Source organism: Micromonospora thermarum (assembly GCF_012034245.1).
GTDB lineage: Bacteria > Actinomycetota > Actinomycetes > Mycobacteriales > Micromonosporaceae > Micromonospora > Micromonospora thermarum.
This window is the reverse complement of the sequence record NZ_JAATEO010000001.1, coordinates 247,037-268,747: the sequence shown is the minus strand read 5'-3', so window position 1 is coordinate 268,747 and position 21,711 is coordinate 247,037. Positions and strand designations below refer to the sequence as shown.

Annotated in this window: 21 protein-coding genes and 1 tRNA gene; 10 read left to right on the top strand and 12 right to left on the bottom strand. The window is 72.5% G+C overall.

Annotated elements, in window-relative coordinates; translation table 11 throughout:
• Positions 1-302 precede the first annotated feature (302 nt).
• On the bottom strand, positions 303-566 hold the full coding sequence (locus HCJ94_RS01320; RefSeq protein WP_167999082.1) for a cell division protein CrgA: 264 nt from the start codon (positions 564-566) through the stop codon (positions 303-305).
• Positions 567-790: 224 nt separating this feature from the next.
• Here HCJ94_RS01320 and HCJ94_RS01315 point away from each other — a divergent pair, with 224 nt between their 5' ends.
• The 4 genes from HCJ94_RS01315 to HCJ94_RS01300 are packed head-to-tail and all read left to right on the top strand — an operon-like array spanning position 791 to position 4,518.
• Positions 791-1,594, top strand: coding sequence for a DUF881 domain-containing protein (locus tag HCJ94_RS01315; RefSeq protein ID WP_167999081.1), 804 nt, complete (start codon positions 791-793; stop codon positions 1,592-1,594).
• Positions 1,591-3,576, top strand: coding sequence for a class E sortase (locus HCJ94_RS01310; RefSeq protein ID WP_309227097.1), 1,986 nt, complete (start codon positions 1,591-1,593; stop codon positions 3,574-3,576). The genes HCJ94_RS01315 and HCJ94_RS01310 overlap by 4 nt, the downstream gene beginning before the upstream one ends.
• Positions 3,577-3,582: 6 nt before the next feature.
• Positions 3,583-3,864 (top strand): hypothetical protein, encoded by a 282-nt coding sequence (locus HCJ94_RS01305; RefSeq protein ID WP_167999080.1) that lies wholly within the window; start codon positions 3,583-3,585, stop codon positions 3,862-3,864.
• A gap of 3 nt (positions 3,865-3,867) precedes the next feature.
• Positions 3,868-4,518: an aminodeoxychorismate/anthranilate synthase component II gene (locus HCJ94_RS01300; RefSeq protein ID WP_167999079.1), complete on the top strand. Its 651-nt coding sequence runs from the start codon at positions 3,868-3,870 to the stop codon at positions 4,516-4,518.
• Between the two features lie 59 nt (positions 4,519-4,577).
• Here HCJ94_RS01300 and pknB read toward each other — a convergent pair whose 3' ends face one another.
• From pknB to HCJ94_RS01265, 7 genes are read right to left on the bottom strand one after another with little or no spacing between them, the layout of a single operon-like run.
• The gene (pknB, locus tag HCJ94_RS01295; protein WP_167999078.1) at positions 4,578-6,395 is read right to left on the bottom strand and encodes a Stk1 family PASTA domain-containing Ser/Thr kinase; all 1,818 of its coding nucleotides are present in this window, start codon (positions 6,393-6,395) and stop codon (positions 4,578-4,580) included.
• Positions 6,392-7,777, bottom strand: a complete 1,386-nt coding sequence (locus HCJ94_RS01290; RefSeq protein ID WP_167999077.1) for a serine/threonine-protein kinase — start codon at positions 7,775-7,777, stop codon at positions 6,392-6,394. Before HCJ94_RS01290 ends, pknB begins: the two co-directional genes overlap by 4 nt.
• Before the next feature lies 1 nt (position 7,778).
• The gene (locus HCJ94_RS01285) at positions 7,779-9,284 is read right to left on the bottom strand and encodes a peptidoglycan D,D-transpeptidase FtsI family protein (RefSeq protein ID WP_167999076.1); all 1,506 of its coding nucleotides are present in this window, start codon (positions 9,282-9,284) and stop codon (positions 7,779-7,781) included.
• The gene (locus HCJ94_RS01280; protein ID WP_167999075.1) at positions 9,281-10,771 is read right to left on the bottom strand and encodes an FtsW/RodA/SpoVE family cell cycle protein; all 1,491 of its coding nucleotides are present in this window, start codon (positions 10,769-10,771) and stop codon (positions 9,281-9,283) included. Before HCJ94_RS01280 ends, HCJ94_RS01285 begins: the two co-directional genes overlap by 4 nt.
• Before the next feature lie 28 nt (positions 10,772-10,799).
• Positions 10,800-12,236: a PP2C family protein-serine/threonine phosphatase gene (locus tag HCJ94_RS01275; RefSeq protein WP_167999074.1), complete on the bottom strand. Its 1,437-nt coding sequence runs from the start codon at positions 12,234-12,236 to the stop codon at positions 10,800-10,802.
• Positions 12,233-12,718, bottom strand: a complete 486-nt coding sequence (locus HCJ94_RS01270; RefSeq protein ID WP_167999073.1) for an FHA domain-containing protein FhaB/FipA — start codon at positions 12,716-12,718, stop codon at positions 12,233-12,235. Before HCJ94_RS01270 ends, HCJ94_RS01275 begins: the two co-directional genes overlap by 4 nt.
• Before the next feature lie 6 nt (positions 12,719-12,724).
• Positions 12,725-13,513 carry an FHA domain-containing protein gene (locus HCJ94_RS01265; protein ID WP_167999072.1) on the bottom strand — a complete coding sequence of 263 codons (789 nt, stop codon included), beginning with the start codon at positions 13,511-13,513 and terminating at the stop codon, positions 12,725-12,727.
• A 222-nt stretch (positions 13,514-13,735) separates the two neighbouring features.
• On the opposite strand from HCJ94_RS01265, the gene HCJ94_RS01260 reads away from it, so the two are divergent.
• The 3 genes from HCJ94_RS01260 to HCJ94_RS01250 all read left to right on the top strand — a co-directional run bounded on the left by HCJ94_RS01260 (position 13,736) and on the right by HCJ94_RS01250 (position 15,803).
• Positions 13,736-13,821, top strand: a tRNA-Leu gene (locus HCJ94_RS01260).
• Positions 13,822-13,926: 105 nt separating this feature from the next.
• The gene (locus HCJ94_RS01255) at positions 13,927-15,000 is read left to right on the top strand and encodes an NAD-dependent epimerase/dehydratase family protein (RefSeq protein WP_167999071.1); all 1,074 of its coding nucleotides are present in this window, start codon (positions 13,927-13,929) and stop codon (positions 14,998-15,000) included.
• Positions 14,997-15,803, top strand: a complete 807-nt coding sequence (locus HCJ94_RS01250; RefSeq protein ID WP_167999070.1) for a WecB/TagA/CpsF family glycosyltransferase — start codon at positions 14,997-14,999, stop codon at positions 15,801-15,803. The genes HCJ94_RS01255 and HCJ94_RS01250 overlap by 4 nt, the downstream gene beginning before the upstream one ends.
• 72 nt (positions 15,804-15,875) lie before the next feature.
• Here HCJ94_RS01250 and HCJ94_RS01245 read toward each other — a convergent pair whose 3' ends face one another.
• Positions 15,876-17,747, bottom strand: coding sequence for a S8 family peptidase (locus HCJ94_RS01245; protein WP_167999069.1), 1,872 nt, complete (start codon positions 17,745-17,747; stop codon positions 15,876-15,878).
• Positions 17,748-17,965: 218 nt separating this feature from the next.
• Between HCJ94_RS01245 and HCJ94_RS01240 the strand changes: the two genes are divergently transcribed.
• On the top strand, positions 17,966-18,568 hold the full coding sequence (locus HCJ94_RS01240; protein WP_167999068.1) for a hypothetical protein: 603 nt from the start codon (positions 17,966-17,968) through the stop codon (positions 18,566-18,568).
• Here the strand turns inward: HCJ94_RS01240 and HCJ94_RS01235 are convergent.
• The 3 genes from HCJ94_RS01235 to HCJ94_RS01225 form a co-directional block, all read right to left on the bottom strand.
• Positions 18,536-18,937: a hypothetical protein gene (locus HCJ94_RS01235; protein ID WP_167999067.1), complete on the bottom strand. Its 402-nt coding sequence runs from the start codon at positions 18,935-18,937 to the stop codon at positions 18,536-18,538. The genes HCJ94_RS01240 and HCJ94_RS01235 overlap by 33 nt on opposite strands.
• Positions 18,938-19,133: 196 nt before the next feature.
• Positions 19,134-19,355: a DUF397 domain-containing protein gene (locus tag HCJ94_RS01230; protein WP_167999066.1), complete on the bottom strand. Its 222-nt coding sequence runs from the start codon at positions 19,353-19,355 to the stop codon at positions 19,134-19,136.
• Entirely contained in the window at positions 19,325-20,206 is an 882-nt protein-coding gene (locus HCJ94_RS01225) for a helix-turn-helix domain-containing protein (protein ID WP_167999065.1), read from the bottom strand. Before HCJ94_RS01225 ends, HCJ94_RS01230 begins: the two co-directional genes overlap by 31 nt.
• 693 nt (positions 20,207-20,899) lie before the next feature.
• Between HCJ94_RS01225 and HCJ94_RS01220 the strand changes: the two genes are divergently transcribed.
• Both HCJ94_RS01220 and HCJ94_RS01215 read left to right on the top strand, forming a co-directional pair.
• Positions 20,900-21,187 (top strand): hypothetical protein, encoded by a 288-nt coding sequence (locus tag HCJ94_RS01220; RefSeq protein WP_167999064.1) that lies wholly within the window; start codon positions 20,900-20,902, stop codon positions 21,185-21,187.
• A gap of 101 nt (positions 21,188-21,288) precedes the next feature.
• Positions 21,289-21,705 (top strand): hypothetical protein, encoded by a 417-nt coding sequence (locus HCJ94_RS01215; RefSeq protein WP_205800417.1) that lies wholly within the window; start codon positions 21,289-21,291, stop codon positions 21,703-21,705.
• Positions 21,706-21,711 lie beyond the last annotated feature (6 nt).

Here is a 21,711-nt window from a genome sequence, read left to right as displayed (position 1 = left end):
GAGTCGGCCCTCCCCGGTCTGCTACTGCCTCGAGCGGCTCGGCGACCGGTGCCCGGATCAGGGGGCGGTCGGCGAGTCGCCGCTGCCGCACCCTCGACCGGACCGGTCGATGACCTCGCTCCGCTCGGTCATGCAGTGCAGCCTACGCGCAAGGTTACCCAGCGGTAACGTGAGTCTTCTCGCACCTCGGCCACGCCGCCCTGCGCACACCATAGGGTCCCCTGCCCGGCGCTGCCGGGCAGGGGCCGTGCCGAGTGACGTGTTCCTCCCGGCATCGGCCGGGACGGGGAGATCCAGGGAGGTCAGCGCCAGCGCGAGAGCAGGATCAGGGAGGCGACCATGGCGCCGAAGCCCACCGCGAGGTTCCAGTAACCCCACGACATGACCGGGTACTCCTGCTCGGAGAGGTAGTAGACCACCAGCCAGCCGATGCCGGCGACGATGAGCGCGACCGCCGTGATGGGCAGCCAGACCGGGCTAGGCTTGCGCGTCGCCGCCGTCGCCGTCGGACGAACGTCCGTCGGCGGGGTGTACACCTTCTTCTTGCGGACCTGAGACTTGGGCACGACGCTCTCCAGAGGGGGTGACGACCTCGTCCGGCCTGACAACCGGGCGCGAGGGCGACGGTCCTTGGCCAATAATGTTCGACAGCTAGCGTAGTCCCGAAGACCCGTCCAGGCCACGAAAGGGTCTTCTCCGGTCCTCGGACGCCCCGATCGTGGTCGGCCGGGTCGCCGGCCGGCGGCGTCGCCGGGACGGGTTGGCACGTGACGAGGGGGAGGAACACCCCGTGGAGTACACATCCGGCGCGGCCTCCTGGCAGAAGGCCCTCCGGCGGGCCGGCGCGGCGCTGCTGCGGCGCCCCCGGCAGCGACGCCCCGGATGGTCGATCGGCGTGCCGCTGATCGCGGCGGCCGCCGGGCTGCTCTTCACCACGACGGCCACCACCGCCGGCGGGACGACCCTGCGCGAGGACCGGCGCCCCCAGCTCAACCAGCTCATCCAGGACCGCCGCGACGAGGTGGCGGCGAGCGAGCAGCGGGCCGCCGCGCTCCGCGAGGAGGTCGAGGGCCGTACCACCGCCCTCGCCGAGTCGGACGGGCCGATCAAGGAGCAGCAGGTCCGCGCGGCCGCCAACCGAGAGTCCGCCGGTTTCACCGCGCTCACCGGGCCCGGCGTGATCGTGGAACTCAACGACGCCCCGCGCCGCGGGGACGGCACCCTGCCCGCCGGAGCGACGAACGACGACCTGGTCGTCCACCAGGGCGACGTGCAGGCCGTGGTGAACGCGCTCTGGGCCGGCGGCGCGGAGGCCATGTCAATCATGAACGTCCGCGTGCTCGCCACCAGCGCGGTACGCTGCGTCGGTAACACCCTGCTGCTGCACGGCCGGGTGTACTCCCCTCCGTTCAAGATCGTAGCGATCGGCGATCCCGCCGCCCTCACGCGGGCCCTCGCCGAGTCTGAGGGAGTCCGGTTGTTCAGGGACCTGGTCGACACCTACAAGCTCGGGTACACGGAGACGATCTCCACCGTCACGGTGCCGGCATTCGATGGCTCGACGACACTGCGCTCGGCGACGGTGCCCAGGTGACCAGGGCACCGGACGACTGGTGGGACGACCGGGACGGCCGGCACCGGGACCGGAGCGACGAGCCCACCGCGTTCCTGCGCAAGGTCGACCGACCGGCCCGCGATCCCCACCGTCCGGAGCACCCACCGGCGGCTCCGGTCCCCCCGCCGAACCAGCCGCCGCAGCCGTCCGGCACACCGCCGTACGCGGCGAACCGGCCGGCCGGACGCTGGCCCGAACCGATGCTGCCACCCCGGCCACCCGCACCGCACCGCCCGGCCCCGGCTCCGGCCGCACCGCCGGCCGACGACGCCCGCTCCCCGCTCCACGGCGGCCCCGGCACCACGCCCCACGATCCGCGGACCGGCATCCCGTCGCACGACCCCCGGGCCGGATCCGCACCGCAGGATCCCCGCGCCGGCGCCGCCCCGCACGACGTCAGGGCCGGCGCCGCCCCGGTCGGCGGCATCCGACCGGAGTTCACCCGGTACGAGACCGCACCCCCCGAGCAGACCTGGCCCACCTCGCCTGCCGTCGGAAGCCCCGCCACCCCCGCGGCCGAGGGCGCTCCCCGGCCCGATCGCGCCGCTCCGCCGCGGTGGCCCGGCGCGGGGGCCGCACCGCTTCCCCCACCGCAGGACCCCACGCGACGCCCGGACCCGTTCGGGCAGCGTCCGCCCGTCCACGCGGAGACCACCCGCCCGACCGCGCCCCCGCAGCCCGGCCCGTTGCCGTCCGCCGCACCCGAGCCGGCCCCGCCGCGGCCCGCAGCCCTCGGCGACGCGGCCCGGCCGGCGGAGCGGGAACGCTTCGGCGACGACGCACCGCCGGTCGCCGCCGGCTCCGGCGACAACGCACGGCCGGTCGCCGCCGGCTCCGGCGACAACGCACGGCCGGTCGCCGCCGGCTCCGGCGTCGACCGTGAGGCCCCGATGCCGCCTCGCGACCGGGCCAGCCGGGCCGACGACGCGCCGACCGCCGTCATCCCGGTGGCGACGTCCGCCCGCCCGGGTGCCGGAAGCGCCGGGGGCGGGATCCCGCGCACCGACGCCGCTCCGGTCTCCCCGGCCCGGCCCGGTGACCCGAACGCCACCGCACTGATCCCGGCGGTGCCCGGTCGTACCCCGCCGGCTCCCGCGCTCGACTCCACCGCCCTGATGGGTGCCGTCCCCCGCCCACCCCGCACCGAGGAGCCGGCCGACGACGGCACACCCTCGGAACCGCCCCCGCCGCGCCGCGGCGAACGGGTCGTCAAGCTGCGCCCGGAGCAGACCGGCGAGGGCTACCGGAGCGTCTACTCGGAGCTGACCCGCCCGACGCTCGGGTCCCGCCTGCGCGCCGGCGTCCGCGTCACCGGGGAACTGCTCATCACCTTCGGCCTGGTGGTGCTCCTGTTCGCCGGGTACGAGGTCTGGGGCAAGTCGGCGATCGTCGACGCCCACCAGAACGACCTCAGCCAGCAACTCGCCCAGGCCTGGGGCCCGACCGGCGACCCCACCGTCGCGCCGTCCGCCGGCCCGTCCGCGTCCGCCAAGCCGCCGGCGCCCGTCCACGGCAAGCCGATCGCCGGGCTCTACATCCCGAAGCTCGACAAGAACTGGGTCGTCGTCGAGGGCGTCACGCAGAAGGACATCCGGTACGCGCCCGGTCACTACCCGAAGAGCGCGATGCCCGGCAAGGTGGGCAACTTCTCCGTGGCCGGCCACCGTAACCGGGCGACCTTCTGGCGGCTCGACGAGCTGGACGAGGGCGACGCCATCGTGGTGGAGGACCGCGACAACTGGTACGTCTACCGGGTGACGCGCAACCACATCGTCACGCCGACGCAGGTGGAGGTGGTGGCCCCGGTGCCGGGGAAGCCCGGTGCGCGGCCGACCACGGCGATGCTCACCCTCACGACCTGCAACCCGAAGTTCGACAACTACGAACGCCTGATCATCCACGCGGAGCTGACCCGTACGCAGGCCAAGTCGGCGGGTCGCCCGGCGGAGCTGGGGAACTGAGGGGTCATGTACGCCTGGATCTGGCGGAAACTGCCGTTCGGTCTGCCCGGCAAGCTCAGCGGCAGCCTGCTGCTGGCCGCGGCCATGGTCGCGCTGCTCTGGTACGTGGTCTTCCCCTGGGCGGAACCGCTGCTGCCGTTCGACGACGTGCAGGTCACCCAGGACTCCGGCGTACCCGGCGACCCGCTGCCCGGCGACGCCGAGACACCCACCGGCGACGAGCACGACCTGCCGTACGACACCGACGAGAACAACACCCCGCCACCCACGCCCTCCCCGGAAGAGTGACCCGTGCGCGTCCTGGTCATCGACAACTACGACTCGTTCGTCTTCAACCTCGTCCAGTACCTGGGCCAGCTCGGCGTGGACTGCGAGGTACGCCGCAACGACGAGATCAGCGTCGCCGAGGTCGGCAAGGTCGGTGCCGACGGCGTCCTGCTCTCACCGGGGCCGGGCAGCCCGGACCGCGCCGGCATCTGCCTCGACGTCATCCGGGAGTACGCGGGCACACTGCCGCTCTTCGGCGTCTGCCTCGGCCACCAGGCGATCGGGGAGGCGTTCGGCGCGACCGTCGCCCGGGCGCCGGAGCTGCTGCACGGCAAGACCTCGGAGGTGCGGCACCACGACGTCGGCGTGCTGGCCGGCCTGCCGGACCCGTTCACCGCGACCCGCTACCACTCGCTGGCCGTCCTGCCCGAGACGCTGCCCGACGAGCTGGAGGTCACCGGCTGGACCGGCTCCGGCGTGGTGATGGCGATGCGGCACCGGACGCTGCCGATCGAGGGCGTCCAGTTCCACCCCGAGTCGGTGCTGACCGAGGGCGGTCACCTGATGCTGGCCAACTGGCTGGCGTCCTGCGGGTACGCCGAGGCGCTGGAGCGCGCGCCCGAGCTGGCCGCCGAGGTGGACGCCCGCCGCCGCGCCGCGTTCAACGCCGCCTGAGCCTCGAACGCCGGACGGTCAGGTCCTCAGCGCGTCCCGGCAACAGGGCGCGGGTCGCGTCAGTCGGTCGGCTGGCGGGTCGGCGACGTGGTGGGGAACAGCGGGAGGCCACCCGCGCGGCCACCCGGCGGAGGGGTCGGCGTCGTCGTCGGGGTCGCGGTCGGAGTCTGCGTCGGCTCCTGGGTCGGCTCCTCCTGCGGCACCGTGACCACGATCGTCACCGTCCCGCCCTGGGCGAGCGGGCTGTCCCCCTTCGGGTCCTGCGCGACGACCCGTCCGGCTTCCTCCGGCGGCACCGCGTCTCCCCGTTGGACCCGGACCTTGTAGCCGGCATCCCGAAGCTCGTCCTCCGCGTCCTCGCGGGTCTCGCCCACCACGTCCGGCACGTCGCGGACGTTGCCCTTCGAAACCTCGAGAACGACCTCGGTGCCCTCCGCAACCGAGCTGCCGGAGTCCGGCGTCACCTTGGTGACGATGCCCTCCGGCTTGTCGCTGTTGACGTCCTTCCGCTTGGGCACGAGCTTGAGTTCCTTGAGCCGTTCGGCGGCGCTGTTGTACTGGCCGCCGACGAGGTTGGCGGGGACCGTCACCTCCTGGGGACCGCCGCAGACCCGGACCGTGACGACCTGAGCCGGTTCCAGCCGGGCGTTCGGACCGGGATCCTGGCTCGTCACCTGCCCCTTCGTGCAGGTGGCGTTGAAGACCGGGTCGCCGGCATCCGGCGTCAGGTTGGCCTTCCGGATCTCCGCGAACGCCTGCTCCTGGGTCATCCCCGTGACCTGCGGGACGATCGCCTGGTTGGGTTCCCGGTTCCACAGCAACGCGGCGGCCAGGGCGATCACCGCGAGCACGCCGAGCGCGGCGAACGTCGCGATCAGCCAGGACGACGCCTTGCGGCGGCGGGGGTCGCCGACCCGGGCCGGGATCTGCTGGGTGCGCGGGCCAGCCGGACCGACCGGCGGGTAACCGGCGCCGGCCGGCGCCAGCTGGGTCGTCTCCTCCTCGCGCATGACCGGGGTGGCGAGCACCGGACGGCCGGCGGCGGCGCGCAGCAGGTCGGCGCGCATCTCGCCGGCGCTCTGGTAGCGGTTCAGGGGGTTCTTCGACAGGGCCTTGAGCACGATCGCGTCGACGGCCGGGTTGACCTCCGGGTTGAGGTCGCTCGGCGTGGGCGGCGCCTCCCGTACGTGCTGGTACGCGACGCTGACCGGGCTGTCCCCGACGAACGGCGGGTGCCCGACGAGCAGCTCGAAGAGCACGCAGCCGGCGGCGTAGACGTCGGAGCGGGCGTCGACCGCCTCGCCCCGGGCCTGCTCCGGCGACAGGTACTGCGCGGTGCCGATCACGGCGCTGGTCTGCGTCATCGTGGTGGCACCGCTGGCCAGGGCCCGGGCGATGCCGAAGTCCATGACCTTGACCTGGCCGGTCTGGGTGAGCATGACGTTGCCGGGCTTGATGTCGCGGTGGATGATGCCGTGCCGGTGGCTGAACTCCAGCGCCGCGCACATGTCGGCGCAGATCTCCAGCGCCCGCCGCGGCTGGAGCCGGCCCTCGGCGCCCAGCACCTCCTTGAGAGTGCGCCCGTTGACGAACTCCATCACGATGAACGGCAGCGTCTCGCCGGTGGGCGCCTGCTCCTCGCCGGTGTCGTAGACGGCGACGATGGCCGGGTGGTTGAGGGACGCGGCGTTCTGCGCCTCCCGCCGGAACCGCATCTGGAAGGTGGCGTCCCGGGCCAGGTCCGTCCGGAGCATCTTGATCGCGACGTCCCGACCGAGCCGCAGGTCGCGACCGCGGTGCACCTCGGCCATGCCGCCGTAGCCGAGCAGCTCGCCGACCTGGTACCTGCCACCGAGCAGGCGGGCCTGCGCTGTCATCGCGTCTGTCGTCCTTCGCTCGTCGTCGTCACGTCGCCGCCCGGCCGGGGCAGTTGCTGTCGACGGTACGACGTCCCGGCCGGATCGTCGCGTCCGTCGAGCCGCAGCGCGCCGGACGTCACCGTCCGCGGTGCCGACGTGCCGGGTTCACCGGGCAGCGCCGACGACCGCAGGTTGTAGGAAATCACGCCGGAGCAGACCAGTACCAGTACGGCCAGGAGGATGACGAGGAACACCATCCCGGGCCGGGACCGGCGCCGCGGCGGCGGAGGAGCGGGCTTCGGAGCGTACCCCGGTCGGGTCGGCGCCGACGGCACGGTCGCCGGGCCGTGGGGCCGGCCCGGTTGCGCGGCCGGCGGCCGTGGGGCCGACGAAGCGTGCGCCACCACCGGCGGACGGGGCGGTGACACCGGCGGGCGGGGCGCCTGCGGCGCGGTCGCCGGCGGGCGGTGAGCCACCGGCGGGCGGGCCGCCGACGGGGGCGGCACCTGGGCCCGGCCGGGGGCCGGCGACGCGGGCGCGGCGGACACCGGGTTGGCCCGGCCGGACGCGCGAGCGGCCTGGGAGAGCTGGACCTTCAACTGGCGGGCCACCCCGGCCAGCGCGGCCGCGCTCGGCCAGCGCGCCGCCGGGTCCTTCGCCATGGCCCGCTCGACGACGGCGCGCACCTGCGGCGGGATGTCGGCGGGCAGCGGCCGGGGCGTCTCCTGGACGTGCCGCATGGCGATCTCGAGGGGGTTGTCACCCTCGAACGGCCGCCGGCCGGCGAGACACTGGTACGCGACGACGCCGAGCGCGTAGACGTCCGAGGCGGGGGTGGCGACCCCGCCGGTGGCCTGCTCGGGCGAGATGTACGAGGCGGTGCCGAGCACCGACCCGGCGGCGGTGAGCTGGGCGACCAGGTCGGAGCGGGCGATGCCGAAGTCGGTGAGCACGAGGGTGCCGTTCGGCCGGACGAGCAGGTTCCCGGGCTTCACGTCCCGGTGCACGATGCCCTTGACGTGGGCGGCGTGCAGCGCGTCGGCCGCCTGGGCGACCAGCGCCATCGTGCGGGCGGGGGTGAGCCGCCCGACCCGGCCGAGGGTCGCCGAGAGCGCGTCGCCCTCGACGTACTCCATCACCAGGAAGGCGATCTGCTGGTCACTGCCGAAGTCGTAGACGTCCACCACGCCGGGGTGGTTGATGGTGGCCATCGTCCGCGCCTCGCCGCGGAACCGCTCGGCGAAGTCCGGGTCGTCCAGCAGGGCCGGGAGCAGGCTCTTCACGGCGACCGTCCGGCCGAGCACCTGGTCGGTGCCGCGCCAGACGTCGCCCATGCCGCCGCTCGCGATCCGCTCGTCGAGCCGGTAGCGGTTGCCGAGCTGCACCCCGGGGCTGAGCATGTCAGCGACTCCCCGGGTCGGCGATCGCCGCCCGCATGATCTGGCCGCCGATCCGGGCCGCCTCGGCGCTGCCGCCGCTGCCGGCCTCCTCCAGCAGGACACAGACCGCCGAGACCGGGTTGCCGTCCTTGTCCAGTGCGAAGCCGATGAACCAGCCGTGGTCGCGGGTGTTCGGGCCGGACTGGGCGGTGCCGGTCTTGCCGCCGACCGTGTAGCCGCTGATCCGCGCGTTCCGGCCGGTGCCGTTCTCGACGACGCTCACCATCATCTCGCGCAGGTCGGTGGCGACCTGGCCGCTGATCGGCCGGCGCAGCTCACGCGGGTTGGCGGTGTAGTAGTCGGTGGTGCGGTCCGGGCCGAGGAGCTGGCGGACCAGGTACGGCCGCATCTGGCTGCCGCCGTTGGCCACGGTGGCCGCGATCAGGGCGCCCTGGAGCGGAGTCATCCGCACGTCGCGCTGCCCGATGGAGGACTGGGCGAGCGCCGCCGGGTCGTCGCCGCCGTCGGCGTTCTCCATGCTGCCGGTCCGGCTGGCCGCGACCGGGTGGCCACCCTCACCGAGCCGGCCGACGGTCAGGTCGTCCTGCTCGAAGCCGAACTGCCGGGCCTTCTCCTTGATGGCGTCGGCACCGAGCCGGACGCCGAGCTGGGCGAAGCCGGTGTTGCACGACTCGGTCACCGCGTTCATCAGGGTGACCTGCGACTCGGGGCAGATCGACGGGGCGGCGTTGCGGATCGGCGAGCCGGAGGTCGGCGGGGTGTAGCTGGCCCCGGCCGGGATCTGGGTCTCCTGGGTGACCCCGTTCTCCAGGGCGGCGGCGGCCACCACGATCTTGAAGGTGGAGCCTGGGGGAAGCACCTCGCCGAGCGCCCGGTTCTTCAGCGGGCCGTCCGGGTTCCGCTCCAGCTGGTTGTACGCGGCGGTGGCCTCGTCGGTGTCGTGACTGGCCAGCGGGTTCGGGTCGAAGCTCGGCATGGAGACCAGCGCCTGCACCGCACCCGTACGCGGGTCGATCGCGATGGCCGCGCCCTTGGTCACGCCGTTCTCGTTGTCGCGCAGTTGCTTGTACGCGACGTCCTGTGCCCGCTTGGAGATGGTGAGGAGCACGTTGCCGCCGGCGGTCTGGTCACCGGTGAACAGGTCCTTGACCCGGTTGGCGATGAGCTGGTCGCTGGTGCCGGCGAGGAAGTCGTTCTCCGACTTCTCGATGCCGGTGTCGGCCAGGTTGACCGGCTTGTACCCGAGGACGTGGGCGTACTGCGCCCCGCCCGGGTACGTGCGCAGGAAGGTCAGCTCGCCGCTGGTCTCCTTGCTGACGGCGAACGCCGTACCGCCGGCCTCGATGTTGCCGCGCTTGCGCTTGTACTCGGCGACCTGGACGCGACCGTTGTAGTCGCTGTTGCGGTACTCGTCCGCCTTGTAGGCCTGGATCCAGTTCAGGTTCGCGAAGAGCAGCCCGAACAGGACGATCACGACGACGCCGACGCGGCGCAGGGGTGCGTTCACGGCTTGATCACCTCCGTGGGGGCACCGTGCAGCTGCTCCGGCGGGGCGCCCGCCGGCCGGGCCACCCCGCCGCCTCCGCCGGTCACCGGCCGGCGGGCGCCGTCGGAGACCCGGAGCAGGAGTGCGATCAGCAGCCAGTTCGCCATCAGCGAGGAGCCACCGGCGGAGAGGAACGGGGTGGTCTGGCCGGTGAGCGGGATCAGCTTGCTGATCCCGCCGACGATCACGAAGACCTGGAGGCCGAGGGTGAACGCCAGGCCGCCGGCGAGCAGCTTGCCGAACGAGTCGCGCACCGCCAGGGCGGCGCGCAGCCCGCGCTCGACGATGAGCAAATAGATCACCAGCAGGGCGGAGAGGCCGAAGAGCCCGATCTCCTCTCCGATGCCGGCGAAGATGAAGTCGTTCTGCACCTCGGGCAGCTTGAGCGGCTGGCCGCCGCCGGGCCCGGCCCCGAAGAGGCCACCCGTGCCGAGGGCGAGCAGACCCTGCACGAGCTGGTAACCGTCCTCGTACGGGTCGGCGAACGGGTCCAGCCAGATCTCGGCCCGCAGGTAGAAGTTGGCGAACGGCCCGCCGACGGTGCTGCCCAGCACGTACGCCAGGTAGGCGCCGCCGAAGAAGAGCACGAGACCGATGAGCAGCCAGCTGACCCGCTCGGTGGCGATGTACAGCGTCACCACGAACATGCCGAAGTACAGCAGCGAGGTGCCCAGGTCCTTCTCGAAGACGAGGACCAGGAGGCTGATCAGCCAGACCACCACGACCGGGCCGAGGTCCCGCCCGCGCGGGAAGTCGACGCCGAGGATCCGGCGGCTGGCCAGCGAGAGCACCTCCCGCTTGCGGACCAGGTAGTACGCGAAGAAGGCGAGCAGGGCCAGCTTGGCGAACTCGCCGGGCTGGATGGAGAAGCTGCCGACACGCACCCAGAGCTTGGCGCCGTTGATCTCCGAGATGCTCGACGGCAGCACCGCCGGGATCATCACCAGCACGATGCCGGCGAGCCCCAGGGTGTACGCGTACCGGGAGATCGAGCGGTGATCGCGGACCACGAGAAGTAGCCCGGCGGCGAGGACCACCGAGGCCAGCGTCCAGGCGAGCTGCCGGCCCCCGGTACCGGCGAAGATCGCCAGGTCGGCCCGCTCGACGGGGGTGGCCCGGGCCAGGTCGAGCCGGCGCAGGAACCCGACCCCGAGACCGTTGAGCAGTGCGACCGCCGGCAGCAGGGCGGGGTCGGCGAAGGGGGCCAGGAACCGGATCGCCACGTGCAGGCCGAGGAAGACCGCGCTGAGCGCGGCGGCCGGCACCCAGAAGTCCGGGGTGACCGTTTCGAGCACGTTCGCCTCGACCATCGCCGCGTACGCGGCGACCAGCACCATCGCGAGCAGCAGCAGGGACAGCTCGGCGTTACGCCGGGACCGGGCCAGGCGCACACCGGGCTGCCCACCCGTGGTGGCGGGCGGGGATGCCGGGGTGGCCGCTGCGGTCACGGATCGTCCTGACGGGTCGAGCCGACGCTCACTCGGGCGACCGGCAGGCGGCCGGGTCGACGGTCGGCGTGACCGGATCCGAGGGAAGGGCGTCGGGCGTGGTGGTCGGGGCGGCCGGCAGGCCGGTCGCGGCCGGCGTGCTCGGCGTCGCGCTGGCGGTGGGCGCGCCCGTCCCCGGCGCCACGGTCGGCGTCGGCGTGGCCGTGACGGTGACCGCGCTCGGCGTCGGGCTCGGCGGGCAGGTCGGCTTGAGGTTGGGGTTCGTCGGCGTGTCGGCGGTCAGCTCGGCCAGGCGGCGCTCCGCGTCCGGCTCGCTCTTCGCCGGGATGCCCTGCTTGACCTGCTCCTGCGCGGCGAGGGTGAGGTCCTCCAGCTCGGCCGGGCTGGTGGAGTGCACGGTGGAGAGGTCCATGCCGGCGATCTGCCCCTGGATGCCCCGGAAGACGGCGACCTGCCCGTCCTCGGTGGCACCCACGTAGTACTGCCGCTGCGTGTAGCTCCACCCGCCGAACACCGCCCCGCCCAGCAGGACGAGCAGCGCCAGCGTCATCGCCGCGGCGCGTACCGGCCGGTGCCGGCGGCGCTCCGGCTCGTCGTCGGCACCGGCCGCCGGCTCCTCGGGCGCGGCCGGTCGTGGCGCGGAGAGCGCCGAGGCGCGGGCCGCCGGCGTGGAGACGTCGGCGGAGGTGGCCATGCCCCGGTCCCGGGAGGCGGCGCCACCGACGATCGGGCTCGCCTCGACGATGTCCTGGTCGGTCGCGTCGGCGATGATCACGGTGATGTTGTCGGGGCCGCCGCCACGCAGCGCGAGCTGCACCAGCCGCTCGACGCACTGCTGCGGGTCGACGTACTCGCGCATCGTCTCCGCGATGGTGTCCGCACTGACCACGCCGGACAGGCCGTCGCTGCAGATCAGGTACCGGTCACCGGGGAGCACCTGACGGACGGAGTACTCCGCGTCGATGTCCCGGCCGTCGAGTGCCCGGGTCAGCAGGGACCGCTGCGGGTGGCTGCTCGCCTCCTCGGCGCTGATCCGGCCCTCGTCGACGAGCATCTGGACGTAGGTGTCGTCCTTGGTGATCTGGGCGAACTCGCCCTGGCGCAGCAGGTACGCCCGCGAGTCACCGATGTGCACCATGCCCAGCTTGCTGCCGGAGAAGAGGATCGCGGTGAGGGTGGTGCCCATGCCCTCCAGCTGGGGGTTGGCGTCCACGGTCTCGCGGAGCTGCTGGGTGGCGTTGTTGACGGCGGAGCGGAGCGCGTCGACCAGGGCGTCACCAGGGACGTCCTCGTCGAGCGGCGCCATGGCACCGATGACGATGTTGCTGGCGACGTCACCGGCAGCCATGCCGCCCATGCCGTCGGCGACGGCAAGCAGCCGCGGCCCGGCGTAGACGGAGTCCTGGTTACCGTCTCGGATCAGACCGCGGTCGCTGTGGGCCGCATAGCGCAGGGTCAGAGTCATGGCCGTAATTCGAGTGAAGTGCGGCCGATCCGGATCGGCACGCTGAGGGGGACGGGGGTTGGTCCGGTGACCTTAGCGCGATCCAGGTAAGTGCCGTTAGTCGAACCGAGGTCTTCGACGAACCATTGCCCGTCGCGCGGCACCAGCCGGGCGTGTCGCGCGGAGGCGTAGTCGTCGGTGATCACGAGGGTGGAGTCCTCGGCGCGACCGATCGTGATCTGCGCTTCGCCGAGCGTGATGCGGGTGCCTGCCAGCTGACCGGCGGTCACCACCAGCTGGTGCGCCGCCCGCCCCCGCTTCACCTTGGCCGGCTTCGACGGCTGCCCGAGGGAGGCGCCGACGGCGCGCGGCGCCGCCACCAGCCGGCCCGACCGGGCACCCGCGAAGAGGTCGCGGCGGATCACTCCGACCACCGTGAACACGAAGATCCACAGCAGGATCAGGAACCCGAACCGGGCGACGGTGATGACGAGTTCCGGCAAGGCGGATCAGCCGTCCACGCGGAAGGTCAGCGTCGTGGTGCCGAGCTGGATCATGTCACCGGGGTTGAGCGCGACGGCGGAGACCCGCTGGCCGTTGACCATCGTGCCGTTGGTCGACCCGAGGTCGGTCAGCACGACCTGGCCGCCGTCGAAGTCGAGCCGGGCGTGCCGGCGGGAGATGCCGACGTCGGGCAGGCGCAGGTTGGCCTGGTCGCCACGGCCGATGACGGTCGAGCCCATCTGGAGCGGGTAGGTGCGCCCGTCACCGGAGACGAGCCGCACGTTGCGGCCGCCACCGTGGCCGGGCGGCGGACCGTAGCCGCCCCCCTGGTCGTACGCGGGGTACGCCGGCGGGCCGGCGTCGTAGCCCGGGGCGGGCGCCGGGGCGACCTCGCCACCGGTGTAGACCTCGGCGGTGACCCGGAACATGCCGGTGTCGAGGCCCTCACCCCGTTCGATCTCGACGATCACGTCGCCGTAGACCGTCCACGCCTGCTCGCCGATGAACTCCGCCTGCGACTGGGCCAGTTCCTGGGCCAGCGCGGCGGCGTACGGCGCCAGACGACTGTGGTCGTACGGCGAGAGATCGATCACGTAGCGGTTGGGCACCAACGTGCGCCCACCGGCCAGGATCGCCTTGTGCGCCTCGGCCTCCCGCTGCATGGCGTTGAGGATCTCCACGGGGTGGACCACCCCTTTGAAGACCTTGGCAAAGGCCCCTTCGACCAGGCCTTCCAGACGCTTCTCGAAGCGTTGCAGCACGCTCACCGGCTCCTCCTCGGGTCCCGAGGACATGATGGTATCCGGCCGGGGCGCGCGCAGCTCACACGCCGCTCGGCCGTCTGGTGGCGGCCCGTTCGGCCGGGCCGATTTCGTCGTGCTACTCTTTCGTCCGCCACGAACGGTAACCGCCACACAGGGTAACCGTTCGCGACAACGACCGGGAGCCGCGTAGGATGGCCGGGCCCGCTGGAGACGGCGGGCGGGACGCAGTACAGTGTTCCGGGTCGAAGCCACGGGGAAGTGGCGGAATGGCAGACGCGCACGGTTCAGGTCCGTGTGCCCGAAAGGGCGTGGGGGTTCAACTCCCCCCTTCCCCACCATGACGAGGGCTCCGCGCAAGCGGGGCCCTCGTGGCGTATCGGGGCATGTCCTACGTCACGCTATGCTCCGATGGTTTCTGCCACCGACGGACGATGGGGTGTCGTGTGAGTGTCGCGTTCGTGACCGGGTCGGGCGGGCTGATCGGCTCCGAGGCGGTCCGGCACTTCGCCGGCCTCGGGCTCGACGTGGTCGGCATCGACAACGACATGCGACAGGAGTTCTTCGGCGAGGAAGCCTCGACCGCCTGGAACGTCCGTCGGTTGAACGACGAGCTGGGGCGGGCGTACTCGCACCACAGCGTCGACATCCGGGACCGGGACGGCCTCGCGAAGCTCTTCCGCCGCTACGGCACCGACATCGCCGTGGTGATCCACACCGCGGCGCAGCCGTCGCACGACTGGGCCGTCCGTGACCCGTTCACCGACTTCGACGTGAACGCCGCCGGCACCCTCAACGTCCTGCAGAACGTCCGCGAGCACTGCATCGAGGCCCCGGTCATCCACTGCTCCACCAACAAGGTCTACGGCGACCGGCCGAACAGCCTGCCCTTGGTGGAGCTGGAGACCCGCTGGGAGATCGAGCCGGGCCACCCGTACGAGCAGGGCATCCGGGAGGACATGTCGATCGACGCCTGCCTGCACTCGATCTTCGGTGCGTCCAAGGTGGCCGCGGACGTGATGGTGCAGGAGTACGGCCGCTACTTCGACATGCGGACGGCCTGCTTCCGGGGCGGGACGCTGACCGGGCCGGCGCACTCCGCCACCGAACTGCACGGCTTCCTCGGCTACGTGATGCGGGCCAACATGGAGCGCCGGAAGTACCGGATCTACGGGTACCAGGGCAAGCAGGTCCGGGACGCGATCCACAGCTCGGACGTGGTCTCCGCGTTCGAGGCGTTCTTCCGCAACCCGCGCTCCGCCGCGGTCTACAACCTGGGCGGCGGGCGGCACTCCAACACCTCGATGCGGGAGGCCTTCGCCCTGGCCGAGCAGATCACCGGCCAGGAGATGATCTCCGAGTACGTCGAGGCCAACCGCATCGGCGACCACAAGTGGTGGATCGGCTCCAACGAGGCCTTCCAGTCCGACTATCCGGAGTGGAAGCAGGTCTACGACGTACCCATGATCATGCGCGAGATTCACGAGGCCAACGTGGACAAGTGGGTGCCCCAGGCATGAGCGGGCGCGGCAAGCGGAACGTCCTCGGTGTCCTGGTCGACGCCACCGACTACGCCGAGGCGACCGAGGCGGTCGTGGCGGCGGCGCACGAGCGCCGGCCGCTGGCGCTCACCGCCCTCGCCGTGCACGGCGTGATGACCGGGGTGCTCGACCCCGCGCACAACGCCCGCCTCAATTCCTTCGACGTGGTCACGCCCGACGGGCAGCCGGTGCGCTGGGCGCTCAACCTGCTGCACGGCGCGGGCCTGACCGACCGGGTCTACGGCCCTACGCTGACCCTGCACGTGCTCCGCCGCTTCGCCGAGGAGGGTCTCCCGGTCTACCTGTACGGGTCCACCGAGGAGACCCTCGCCCGGTTGATCCCGGCGCTGGAGCGGATGTTCCCGGCCCTGAAGATCGCCGGGGTGGAGCCGTCCAAGTTCCGCGCCGTCCAGCCCGGCGAGGACGTGGAGATCGCCGACCGCATCAAGGCCAGCGGGGCCCGGCTCGTCCTGGTCGGGCTGGGCTGCCCCCGCCAGGAGGTCTTCGCGTACGCCATGCGGCCGCTGCTCGACATGCCGCTGATGGCGGTCGGCGCCGCCTTCGACTACCACGCCGGCCTGCTCAAGCAGCCGCCGCCGTGGATGCAGCGGGCCGGCCTCGAATGGTTCTGGCGGCTGGGCCTGGAGCCGAAGCGCCTCTGGCGGCGGTACGTGATCCTCAACCCGGTGTACCTCGCCCGGCTGGCCGCCCAGAAGACCGGCCTGTGGAAGGCGGAGCCACCCGCCCCCGCCACCGAGCGCCCCGCCGGTTTCGCGGTCTGACGACCCGTCCCCGGACGGCACGAGGCCCCTCCCGGTGTTCCGGAAGGGGCCCCGGCCTGTGGGAACCAGGTCTCAGAGGGTCAGGGTCCAGGTGTTGATGTAGCCGGTGTCACCGGCGTAGACGTCCCGCACCTGGAGTCGCCAGGTGCCGTTCGCCGCCTCGGTGGACAGGTTCACCGTGTAGGTGGCGTTGACGTTGTCGGCACTGTCCCAGTAGCTGCTGTTCTTCAGCCGGTACGCCGAGCCGTCCGGGGCAACCAGGTCGACGACCAGGTCACCGCGCCAGGTGTGGACGATGTTCACCGCGACCGTCGAGGTCGCCGAGGCGTTCCGGTTGCAGCCCGAGATCGTGATCTGGCTGGCCACCGTCGCGCCGGTGTCCGGAATCGCCACGTCGGTGCCGTTCGTCCCGGAGCAACCGCCGCCGGTGCCGGTGACCGTCAGCGAGTACGTCGCGGTCCGGGTGCCGGAGGCGGCCGTGCCGGTCACGGTCACGGTGTACGTGCCGGCCGGGGTGCTGGCCGAGGTGCTGATGGTCAGCGTCGACGACCCGCCCGAGGTGACCGTCGCCGGGTTGAACGTGGCGGTGGCACCGGACGGCAGGCCGCTGGCCGAGAGGCTCACCGACTGCGCGGAACCGTTGGTGGTGGCGGTGGCCACGGTCGTGGTGACGGAGCCGCCGGGCGCGGTGGAGCCGGAGGTCGGCGACACCGAGACCGAGAAGTCGTTGGGCGGCGGCGGGGTGTCGCCGTTGACCACGTAGAGCAGCCGGTTCGGGGTGCCGGTGCCCGGGTTCGTGACCACGTCCGGGGTGGCGTTGTTGACCAGGTAGTCCCGGACCTGCTGCGGGGTCCAGGACGGGTTGGCCGAGAGCACCAGCGCCGCGACCCCGGCGACGTGCGGCGACGCCATCGAGGTGCCGCTGATGGTGTTCGTCGCGGTGTCGTTGGTGTGCCAGGCGGACGTGATGTTCACGCCCGGCGCCAGGATGTCCACACAGGTGCCGAAGTTGGAGAAGCTCGCGGCGGCGTCGTTGTTCTGGGTGGCACCGACGGTGATCGCCGGCCCGGCCCGGGCCGGGGAGTAGTTGCAGGCGTTCTGCCGGTTGCCGAGGAAGTCGCCGTTGCCGGCGGCGACCGCGTACGTGATGCCGGAGTTGATCGAGTTGATCACGGCGTCGTCGGTGGCCGTGCTCGCCCCGCCACCCAGGCTCATGTTGGCGACGGCGGGCTTGACCGCGTTCGCGGTGACCCAGTCGATGCCGGCGATGACCCCGGCATTGGTGCCGCTGCCCTGGCAGTTGAGCACCTTCACGGCCACCAGGCGGGTGGTCTTCGCGACGCCGTACGCCGTACCGCCGACGGTGCCGGCGACGTGCGTGCCGTGGCCGTTGCAGTCGGTGTTGTTGCTGTCGGCGGTGTTGGTGCCCCAGGTCGCCCGGCCGCCGAAGTCCGAGTGCGTCGTCCGGATGCCGGTGTCGATGACGTACGACGTCACGTTGCCCGCGGTGTTCGGGTACGTGTACGAGCTGTTCAGCGGCAGGTTCCGCTGGTCGATCCGGTCGAGGCCCCAGGACGGGGGGTTCGTCTGGGTGCCGTTGATCGACACGGTGTGGTTCTGCTCGACGTACGCCACCGCCGGGTCGGCGGCCATCCGGGCGGCCGCCTGCGCGCTCATCCGCATCTCGGCACCGCGCAGGGCCGCGCTGTACGTCCGGGCCACGGTGCCGCCGTGCCTGCTGACGAGCCGGTTCAGCGACGACCCGACGGCCGCCCGGCTGACCGCGCTGTCCTTGAAGACCACGATGTAGCTGTCCGCGACGGCGGTGGCGCCGCCGGCGCTGCGGACCGTACCCACCGGCTCGGCGGCGAGAGCCGGTGTCGCGGTGACCACCATGGCCAGCGCGGCCACCCCGACCAGGACGGACCTGCGTGGGATACCCATGTCCTACCTCCCTCCGAACGGCCGTCGACCGTCCACCCGTTCGTGGCGAGTGAATCGATGACCGCTGATCGAGCTGAGGGTAGAGCGCGGTGAACCGCGAATTGAACATGCCGAGTTGTCCATAACACCGGCAGGATGACCCCTACGGGGCCGGTTACGGGGTCAACGGGGGACCGGCCCGGATTCGCGCGACGCCGGACCGGGCAAGTCTGTACACCATGGAGATTCAGCTCGTCGTGCTGCTCCCGCTCGCCGTGGTGTGGTTGGCCGCCGGCTGGCTCGCGGACCGGCTGCCCCGGGCGGAGTACGCCCGCGGCCTGCGCCGGCAGGCCGGCCGGGTGCTCGCCCTGACGGCGACCGGCCTCGTCCTCACGGCGACCGTGCTGGTCGTCGGGCTCCCCAGCGGCGGCTCGTCCCCGGCCGACCGCGCCGCCGCCGGGCTGGGCCTCGCCGTGGTCCCGACGCTCGCGGTCGCGGCCTGCACCGTCCGCCGCGTCCGTCGCGTCCGGGCGGGGGCCGGTGCCTTCGCGGCGGCGCCGGCCACACCCGCGCCGCACGGCCTGCGCGCCGCCGCCGCCCATCCGCTGGTCGGGCTCCCGGTGCAGCTCACCGGCCTGGCGATCCTGCCGGCGCTGGCCGCCGCGCTCGCGCCCGACGCGCTCACCGGCGCCGACGCGACCGGTCCCGCGATCACCGTCGGCGCGCTCGGTGTCGTCGCGATCGGCGTCCGTCACGCGCTGCGGCACAACCGCCTGGTGGAGCGGGCGACACCCCCGGCGCGGACGGCGTCAGCGCGAACGGCCGGAGCCCTGCACGTATAGCAGTTCGAGGATGGCCCGGGTCGCCTCGAACCACCGGTCCAGCCAGCCGGGCGGGGGGACGCTGCCCTTCGGCGGCAACTCCATCAGCAGGCCGCGCAGCAGCGGGTGGTCGACCAGCGACTCCTGGTGCTCCGCCCGCCAGCCGCCGGACGGGTAGGACGGCTCGGTCAGCGGGTTCGGGTCCAGCGAGGGCAGGGTGAGCGGCGGGCCGGCGGGCTCCGGGGCGGGCGCCTCCCGCTCGCCGACCTCGGCCTCCGACGACACGACCTCGGTCAGCACGGTGTCGCGGCGCGCCCCGCGGTACTTGCCCCCGAACCGTTCCGGCTTGCCCGGACCGTTGGTGAGGTTGTCTGACCCGATCGTCGTCATCCGTCTCGCCTGCCTCGCTCGGTCGCCGATCCGTACGGCGGTTGTCGACCAACGCCGTACCGACCGGTTCAACGAGACGGGACCGATGTGGCGACGGGGACACCGGCGGTCATGCGCCGAGCCGCCGAACGGCCGGTGGTGCGGGCACGCCGATGGCCCCGCCCGGTCGGGCCGGACGGGGACACACGGTCGACGGTCAGTCCCGGCCGAAGACGCCGCCCCGGGTGCCGGTGACGAAGGCACGCCACCCACCCGGGCTGAAGATCAGGGCCGGACCCGACTTGTCCTTCGAGTCCCGCACGCCGACCGCCCCCGTCACGTACGCCACCTCCACGCAGTTGTCGCAGTTCGGCCCGCTCTTCGAGCTCTTGAACCAGGTGGCCTGCGTCAGGTCCACGGGGAACTTCTTGGTCGCCATTTCCACAGCGGCTCCTCTGCCAGTTTCGCGATGTGTGCGACGGACTCCTCGGGACGAATGGCCGCTGCGCGGATGTGATCGAAGATGAAGCTGTACTTCTGTAGTTCGTCACTCTTCTCGAGGAAGAGCCCACCCGTGGCGTTCTCTGCGTACACGACATCCGGATCACCGGGCTCGGGGAAGCTCAGGATCGTGAAGGTGCCGTCCATGCCGGCGTGCGCCCCCACCTCGAAAGGCAGGATCTGCAACGTCACGTTCGGCAGTTCGGCCACTTCCACCAGCCGTCTGAGCTGGTCACGCATCACCGCGTCCCCGCCCACCGGCCGGCTCACCACCGCCTCATCGAGCACCACCCACAGATCGACCGGATCATCCTGAGTCAGCAACGACTGTCGACCCAGCCGGACACGGACACGTTGTGCGACCTGTTCCGGCGTGAAGTCGGGTCGGGCGGCGCGGATCATCGCGCTCGCGTACTCCTCGGTCTCCAGCAGGCCGGGCACGACCTGCTGCTCGTACGCCCGGATGGAGCTGGCGGCCGCCTCCAGGCCGACGTACGCCCCGACCAGCACCGTGCTGTACGGGTGCCACCAGCCCTTCTGCCGGGCTTCCCGGGCGATCTGCACCAGCTCGTCGCTCTCGGCGCCGACCACGCCGTAGATGCGGAGCATGTCCCGGACGTCCCGGGGCGTCGCGGTGGTGTGGCCGGTCTCGATGCGGGAGATCTTGGACGCCGAGCACTCGAGCTGCTCCGCGACCGCCTCGATGGTGATGCCCGCCGCCTCGCGCTGCCGGCGCAGCTCCGCGCCCAGCCGCCGACGGCGGATCGTCGGGCTCCGCCGCTCAGTCACGGCGCCACCCCGCGCTCACGGCAGGGCCCGGGACCCCGGGGCAGCGACCCCGGCTCACTCCTCGCGCTCACGGCGACACCTCGGCTGCTGGTCGGACCGCCGGCTGCTGGCCAACCCCGTCCCCCTCCACCTCGACACACCGCCCGCCCGTGTCGTCGTGCCGGCAGGCGCGCCGGTGGACGGGCGTTCGCGGCGGGGTGGGTGGTGCCGGTCGTCGACCGGCCGCGACGGGCGAAACCGGTCCTCAGTGTGCCGTCCGAACGCGAACGGCTTCAAGCGTTGCATTGCGCGAGCCGCTCGCGTATCGGCAAAAGTCGACGTGCAACTTGCATGTCGCACGCCGCTGATGCACTCTGTCCGTATGGCACGGGTCACTCACCGTCTCCGTCCACTCCCCCGCCGTGGTGAGATCACCACCAGTGGGACGCGAGGCGGTGGGCGCACCCGGGCCACGGCAACCAGACCTGCCCCGGGGTGATGACCCCACCGCTGCACGCCTGATGGCTGCGGCGGCGGGAGCGGTACCCGGAGCAGCCGGGTGTTGGTCGGGTGGCGGCGCGCCACCAGCGGGTACGGCCCGACCACCACCAGCACCACCGGTTCCACGAGGCACGACCCCGAGGCCGGACCAGAGACGTCCCCCGATCAAGCTCCCGCCGGCTCGCCCGCCGGCCCTCCCTCCCAGGAGCCCATGTGCTTCCCCGCTCCGGTGACGTACTGCACGTGACTCGCGCGGCGAGTGTCCAGTTCCTCCGGCCCATCACCTTCCGGGTGATCCGGGTCCTCGACTGGCCGACCTACGACGGTTGGCTCTGGCTCGACGGCTACGAGTTGAACGCATCGGGGGACGCGGTCAGCCGGCGGTCGATCTTCGTCCAGCGGGAGGGTCTGCACCAGGTCCAGACCGCGCCCCAGCACCGTCCGCACACCGTTCGGACGGCGCGCCGGCCGGTCGCCCGCACCCCCGTCCGGGTGGGCTGACCTCCCGCGATCCGCCACCGGAGGGCGTGCCGCGGCCATAGAATCAGCGGTACGCCCGCCCCGGCAGCTCCACCCCGCGCGACCAGGACCCCGAACCTGGGATGGCCATGGTCTATCAGCCCGCCGCGCGGCGGCACCGCTCCCGTATCGCCTACGCCTTCGGACTCCTGGCGCTCGTCGGCGCCGCCACCACCCTCGTGGTTGTGGTCCGCGACCCCGCTCTCTCCTCCACCCGACTGACGGCACCGGTCCCCGCCCCGGAGATCACCGTGGTCGAGGAGGAGCCGGTCTACGGATTCGGGGGCGACCCGGACCCCGACACCCCCGACGAGGATCTCGGCGTACCCACCGAGGTTCCGCCGGCCGACGCCGGGCCGGCGGCCGGCGTGGGTGGCGCCCAGGCGGCGCCGCAGTCACCGGACGACGTCCGGCGCTCGCTGTTCTGGTCCGGGATCTTCGGGCTGGCCATCTCGCTCGCCGGGCTGGGCCTGGTCGGCACGAGACGCCGGATGTGGTGAGCGGCG

What these genes read in the sequence shown, in the direction of transcription:
- HCJ94_RS01305 (WP_167999080.1), top strand. Translation starts at nt 3,583, where the DNA reads ATGTACGCCTGGATCTGGCGGAAACTGCCGTTCGGTCTGCCCGGCAAG.
- pknB (WP_167999078.1), bottom strand. Translation starts at nt 6,395, where the DNA reads ATGACAGCGCAGGCCCGCCTGCTCGGTGGCAGGTACCAGGTCGGCGAG.
- HCJ94_RS01290 (WP_167999077.1), bottom strand. Translation starts at nt 7,777, where the DNA reads ATGCTCAGCCCCGGGGTGCAGCTCGGCAACCGCTACCGGCTCGACGAG.
- HCJ94_RS01275 (WP_167999074.1), bottom strand. Translation starts at nt 12,236, where the DNA reads ATGACTCTGACCCTGCGCTATGCGGCCCACAGCGACCGCGGTCTGATC.
- HCJ94_RS01265 (WP_167999072.1), bottom strand. Translation starts at nt 13,513, where the DNA reads ATGTCCTCGGGACCCGAGGAGGAGCCGGTGAGCGTGCTGCAACGCTTC.
- HCJ94_RS01250 (WP_167999070.1), top strand. Translation starts at nt 14,997, where the DNA reads ATGAGCGGGCGCGGCAAGCGGAACGTCCTCGGTGTCCTGGTCGACGCC.
- HCJ94_RS01245 (WP_167999069.1), bottom strand. Translation starts at nt 17,747, where the DNA reads ATGGGTATCCCACGCAGGTCCGTCCTGGTCGGGGTGGCCGCGCTGGCC.
- HCJ94_RS01240 (WP_167999068.1), top strand. Translation starts at nt 17,966, where the DNA reads ATGGAGATTCAGCTCGTCGTGCTGCTCCCGCTCGCCGTGGTGTGGTTG.
- HCJ94_RS01235 (WP_167999067.1), bottom strand. Translation starts at nt 18,937, where the DNA reads ATGACGACGATCGGGTCAGACAACCTCACCAACGGTCCGGGCAAGCCG.
- HCJ94_RS01230 (WP_167999066.1), bottom strand. Translation starts at nt 19,355, where the DNA reads ATGGCGACCAAGAAGTTCCCCGTGGACCTGACGCAGGCCACCTGGTTC.
- HCJ94_RS01215 (WP_205800417.1), top strand. Translation starts at nt 21,289, where the DNA reads ATGGCCATGGTCTATCAGCCCGCCGCGCGGCGGCACCGCTCCCGTATC.